The organism is Desulfobacter sp., assembly GCF_050177295.1.
Genome location: NZ_JBFXHE010000300.1, coordinates 1 through 5,481, shown reverse-complemented (window position 1 = coordinate 5,481; position 5,481 = coordinate 1). Strand labels below are relative to the sequence as shown.

At 45.5% G+C, this 5,481-nt stretch carries 5 protein-coding genes and 1 pseudogene; all 6 read left to right on the top strand.

Going from position 1 to position 5,481, the window contains the following annotated elements; genetic code table 11:
- Nucleotides 1–108: pseudogene (locus AB7U36_RS17375) on the top strand (IS5/IS1182 family transposase); the annotation flags it as partial.
- A gap of 197 nt (nucleotides 109–305) precedes the next feature.
- Complete coding sequence (locus AB7U36_RS17370) at nucleotides 306–1,730, top strand: sigma-54-dependent transcriptional regulator (RefSeq protein WP_428160943.1); 1,425 nt, start codon at nucleotides 306–308, stop codon at nucleotides 1,728–1,730.
- A gap of 196 nt (nucleotides 1,731–1,926) precedes the next feature.
- Nucleotides 1,927–2,316, top strand: a complete 390-nt coding sequence (locus tag AB7U36_RS17365; protein WP_428160942.1) for a hypothetical protein — start codon at nucleotides 1,927–1,929, stop codon at nucleotides 2,314–2,316.
- A gap of 274 nt (nucleotides 2,317–2,590) precedes the next feature.
- Nucleotides 2,591–4,588: a methyl-accepting chemotaxis protein gene (locus AB7U36_RS17360; protein ID WP_428160945.1), complete on the top strand. Its 1,998-nt coding sequence runs from the start codon at nucleotides 2,591–2,593 to the stop codon at nucleotides 4,586–4,588.
- A gap of 76 nt (nucleotides 4,589–4,664) precedes the next feature.
- The gene (locus AB7U36_RS17355; protein ID WP_428160941.1) at nucleotides 4,665–4,838 is read left to right on the top strand and encodes a hypothetical protein; all 174 of its coding nucleotides are present in this window, start codon (nucleotides 4,665–4,667) and stop codon (nucleotides 4,836–4,838) included.
- The coding region (locus AB7U36_RS17350; RefSeq protein WP_428160944.1) for an aldehyde dehydrogenase family protein at nucleotides 4,762–5,481 on the top strand (720 nt) is incomplete at its 3' end. The genes AB7U36_RS17355 and AB7U36_RS17350, both read left to right, overlap by 77 nt.

The window sequence follows — 5,481 nt, the reverse complement described above, 5'->3', positions numbered from 1 at the left end:
ATTGGCAAGCTGAAACAATTCCGTCGGATTTTCTCACGGTTTGAAAAATGGGCAAAAAATTATATGTATTTTGTTCGCTTTGCTGCCGCTTTGATATGGTTACGTTAAAATGTCAACAGAACCTAAATCGTACTTTATTTATTTACCAGTTGAACAAGAATAAAATTTTTAAATTAGAAATATCCGTAATCAGGCTTTAGTTCATTGACGCAATAAATTAAGATGTTAAAATAATTTTATTTATCGGTTTCTGAGAAATGGATTGAATAACCCTATTGATGAAAAAAGAAGAATAAAAGGCTTATATGTTTCATGTATTGATTATTGATGATGACCCGAACATCTGTTTGTTTCTTGAAACCGTTCTTGTCAATATGGGGTGTGAAACATTTACGGCAAAAAGAATAGATGAAGCAAAGGCATTGAGCAGCCAAAATGATTTTGACATCATTTTACTTGATCTTGAGCTGCCGGACGGTAATGGACTGGATATCATGCCTGATCTTGTAATTCTGCCTTCTGCCCCGGAAATAATTATTATTACCGGCACCGGCGATGCCAGGGGGGCTGAGATTGCATTTAAAAACGGTGCATGGGATTTTGTGCAAAAACCATTTAGCCTTAATGATGTCAGCTTTCCCATTCAAAGGGCCCTTCACTATCGAAAGGAGAAGCTTTCATCCCGTGAACTCATCGTTCTGAAACGGTCAAAAATTATCGGGGAATCCCCTGCGTTGAAGAAATGCCTGGATGAAGTGGGCAAAGCCGCCTCAACCGATGCCGGCGTTCTGATAACAGGAGAAACCGGAACCGGTAAAGAGCTGTTTGCCAAAGCGGTCCATGAAAACAGCAAACGGGCATCAAAACCTTTTGTCGCGGTTGACTGCGGTTCTCTGACAGAGACCTTGATTGAAAGTACCCTTTTCGGACATGAGAAAGGCGCTTTTACAGGCGCAGTGTATAAACAGGACGGCTTGATTGTCCAGGCAGACGGCGGCACCTTGATGCTTGATGAAGTGGGTGATTTGCCGCTGTCAATCCAGAAAGCCTTGTTAAGGACGCTCCAGGAAAGATCTGTCCGCCGCATTGGGGGAAAAAAAGAGATAAAAGTGGATATCCGTCTGATCTCTGCTACAAATCTCAACCTTGATCAACTGGTCAAAGCGCTTCGCTTCAGAGAAGATTTTCTGTATCGGATAAGGGCCATGGAAATTCATCTGCCCCCGCTCCGCGACAGGGGAAAAGATATTGAAAAGATTGTTTTAAAAAAGGTGCATGAACTTTCAAACAGATATAATCTTGAACCCAAGGCGATCTCCAAGGAGCTGCTTGAAACCCTGATGTCAAACGCCTGGTCCGGCAATATCAGGGAACTGCTCAATGTCCTGGAGTACACGCTGGCTTCGGCCGGAAGCGATCCGACACTGGTGCCAAAGCATCTTCCGCCCAATTACAGGCTTTCAACATTAACGTTTGAAGCACCTGCAGTTCAGCAGGATACATTGTCGCTGGCCAACGAGGTCCTGGGCAGTGATGCGGACTTGCCTCCGCTGAATGCCTGTCGGGAACAGCTTGAAAAAAATTACCTGATCCGTTTAATGAAAAAAGCCGGTGGTGACAGGAAAACCGCCTGCCGGTTATCCGGCATTTCACAGGCCAGGTTATACGCATTGCTCAACAAATATAATCTTCCCGGATTCGGTTCCTACCAATCAAGGTCATTAACTTAAACGTTAATGGCAAGAAACTGGTAACAAGAAACAAGAGGGCGACGCGCCTTTGGCGCCCCTTTCATATATCTGCCTGCCAATAGTTCCCACGTTTCTACCTTTGTTTGGCATGCTTTCTGCTGAATGTAATTTCTAATGTGCGTTCTGCTGATTGGCAGACTTTCAGATGTGAATTTTTTGAAAATGGGGGCCACGGATGAAAATCATTTTACATGCAACCGAAAATCATGCGCTTAGAAATCAGTTAAAGAATCGAATTGAGGATACGTTCCCCAAAGGCCGGATTATTTTGACAAACTCCGGGCGGCATTTGTCTGAAGTTTTGTGCAGACCCTTACACAACGTTTCAGTACTGGTTGCCTTTATAAGCGATTCCCAAAGTGTCAGCCTTCTGCTCCCTTTGACGCCCTTGTTCGAAAACTTAAAATTGATTTTGATTTTTTGTAAGAGAATTGACGAAGTCCAAAAATCCGCACTCCTGCTGGAACCATTGTATTCCAGCTATTCTGAAAATAACTTTCAGGATGTTATTTCAGTTCTGCAACGCATGGAACAAAAACAAAAGTTCCCAATTAATCGGTTCTAATCAAATAAACGCCACGTCGAATAACGGCTTTTAGGTTATCTTTTTTTGTCCCAATAAAATTTTAGTTTCTTGGAAACAAGAATGAAAACCGTTTTCATTTTCAAGAAATGATGATTGATCGTACTTCCCATTAGTAGGAATTATTTGTATAGTATATTATTTTCATGATGTAATTTTAATAATTTAATTCATTGGCTCATCTTTTGCAAAAGCATAAATTGCATACACCCCAAAAAGTTAAAAACTGGTTAAATCCACATGAGAGGAGAGGATGATGAGAAAATTAACTTTAAAATCAAAATTAATTATTGGTGGCGTCGTGGCAGCAATCCTTCCACTGATTGTCGTGGGATTATTTTCAATAAATAAATCCTCCTCTGCACTCGTTAGCCTTGCAGAGGGACAGGCAAAGCTCACCGCACAAAATCTTGCAGCCATGGTAAATACGTACATAGAACAGGAAATCGAAAAAGCCCGGATAATAGCGTCGGATCCCTTGATCCAAAAAATGGTTAACAAAGCCGGGGTTAAGGATTTCGAAAACAGCTTTTCCGAGTTGTCCGCTGTTCAAGCATATCTTTCAGATGTATATCAAAAGACCCAAGAAACTTACGATAATATCCTGGTTACGAATTCATCCGGTCTTGTCCTTGCTGACGGCCATGGCGATGAATCCAGACTGAAAAAAATAAGTATGGCTGAAAGAAAATATTTTCAGTCTGCCAAATCCGGCGAGATCACCATAGGTGAACCGGTTATTTCAAAGTTCAGCGGGAATTCTGTTTTTGTCATCGCTGTTCCTTTGCGGGATAATACCGGGGCGTTTGCCGGTATTTTGGGATCGGTTGTAAAACTGACGGCTTTATCCCAAAAAATTACACAGACGAAAATCTGCGAAACAGGCTATCCGTTTATGGTGGGTAATGACGGACTTTTTATCGCCCATCCTGTGAAAGAGTATATTTTCAAGCTCAATATGACGACCCTTGAAGGGATGGAGGACATTGCCAAAAAATCGCTGGCCCAGGAAACAGGTGTTGAGAGCTATCGTTTTAAAGGGATTGATAAAATTGCCGGTTTTGCACCTGTACCAGCCACAGGCTGGAGTCTTGTGGTCACTCAGAATGAATCGGAATTTTTAGCGTCTGTGGTTTCGATTCGCAATATGGTTCTTGCTGCGGGCTGCATATTTCTGGTCCTGACAATCGTGGCGGTCCTGTGGTTTGTTAAAAGAATTATGGCGCTTCTGGGAAATGACCCGTCTAAACTCGCTATGTTGGCCGACCAGATTGCGGCCGGTGATCTTACGTATGAATTCAGAACCACCGGAAAACAGATTTGTGGGGTGTATGCCAGTATGAAGCAAATGACTGACAATTTAAAAAATATGTTTGCGGACATTTCACAAGGGGTTCAAACCTTGACATCCTCTTCCACGAAATTGTCGGCAGTGTCCCAGGAGATGACAGCCGGTGCAGAACAGTCCTCCCAGAAGGCGAACAGCGTTTCTTCGGCCGCAGAAGAGATGGCAACGGCGATGAACAGTGTGGCGGCCGCCACAGAGCAGACAAGCGCCAATCTGCAGATGATTGTAGCCGCCGCAGAAGAGATGTCTGCAACGATCAATGAGATTGCAGCCAACACCTCCAAGGGAAGCCAGACAACGGCCCAGGCCGTTGAAAAAGCCGAACATATTTCCGAAAAAGTGGATGCGTTAGGCCGGGCAGCAACGGAGATAAGCAAGGTGACAGAAGCCATATCCGATATTTCTGAACAGACAAATCTTCTGGCGCTGAATGCAACCATAGAAGCAGCCAGAGCCGGGGAAGCCGGTAAGGGCTTTGCTGTCGTGGCCGGCGAAATTAAGGAACTCGCAAAGCAGACTGCCCGTGCGACGGATGAAATCGGTTTGAAAATCGGGGAGGTTCAGACAACAACCGCGGAATCTATAAAATCGATAAAGGAAATCGTTGAAATCATAGATGATATCAACTCAATTGTCACATCGGTTGCCTCTGCCATTGAAGAGCAGTCTGCCACAACCCAGGAGATCTCCAATAATGTCAGCCAGGCAGCCATGGGTGTTCAGGAAGTCAATGAAAATGTCAACCAGACATCCACCGTGGCAACCGAGGTTACTGAGGATGTCAACATGGTCAGTCAGGCGGCGGACGATATCACGAGCGGTACCAGACACGTCAATGAAAGTGCTCTCGAATTATCCAAGCTGGCGGAAAATCTTAACGAGATGGTCGGCAGGTTTAAGCTCTAAGCATCAAGACACAGGCCTGCGGGTTTTGGGGCGGCATGCCTTTATATGAACAATATATGATCAGGAGGTGACTGATATGGGCGGCGGATTTAATGCAGAAGTGAAACAAATTCTTGATGCCCTTGGGATTAAATCTGTGAATTCCGGCCACAATCGGCGGCAGCAAGGGCTGGCTGGAGACAAAGGGCAAAGAACTTGTTTCCTATTCCCCCATCAACGGCAGGTCCATTGCCAGTGTTCTGATGGCTGAAAAGAAAGACTATGATGCGGCGATGGCCAAAGCCCAGGCCGCATTTAAAACCTTTCGCATGATTCCCGCTCCCCGGCGCGGGCAGATGGTGCGTGAGATCGGTGATGCGTTACGGGAGAGTAAAAAGACATTAGGCGCCCTGATCTCCCTTGAAGTGGATAAAATCCGGGCCGAAGGCGAGGGCGAGGTCCAGGAGATGATCGACATTGCCGATTTTGCCATGGGCCTGAGCCGCCAGCTCTATGGCCTGACCATGCATTCCGAACGGCCCGAACACCGGATGTATGAACAATGGCACCCTCTGGGTATTGTCGGACTGATCACTGCGTTTAACTTTCCTGTGGCCCCATGGTCCTGGAACGCGTTGATTGCCGCTGTCTGCGGTGATGCGATTGTGTTCAAACCCAGCTCAAAGGTGCCTTTGACCAGCATTGCCATCCAGAACATCCTTGGGCCTGTGGTTGACAAATACGGTGTTGAAGGTATTTTCAACATGGTCATCGGCTCCAGAAATGATGTGGGCGAACCCATGCTCCATGACAAACGAATTCCTCTGATTTCCGCCACAGGCTCCACGGCCATGGGTAAACATGTGGGTGAAGTGGTTGGCGGCCGTTTAGGACGGTCCTTGCTGGAACTTGGC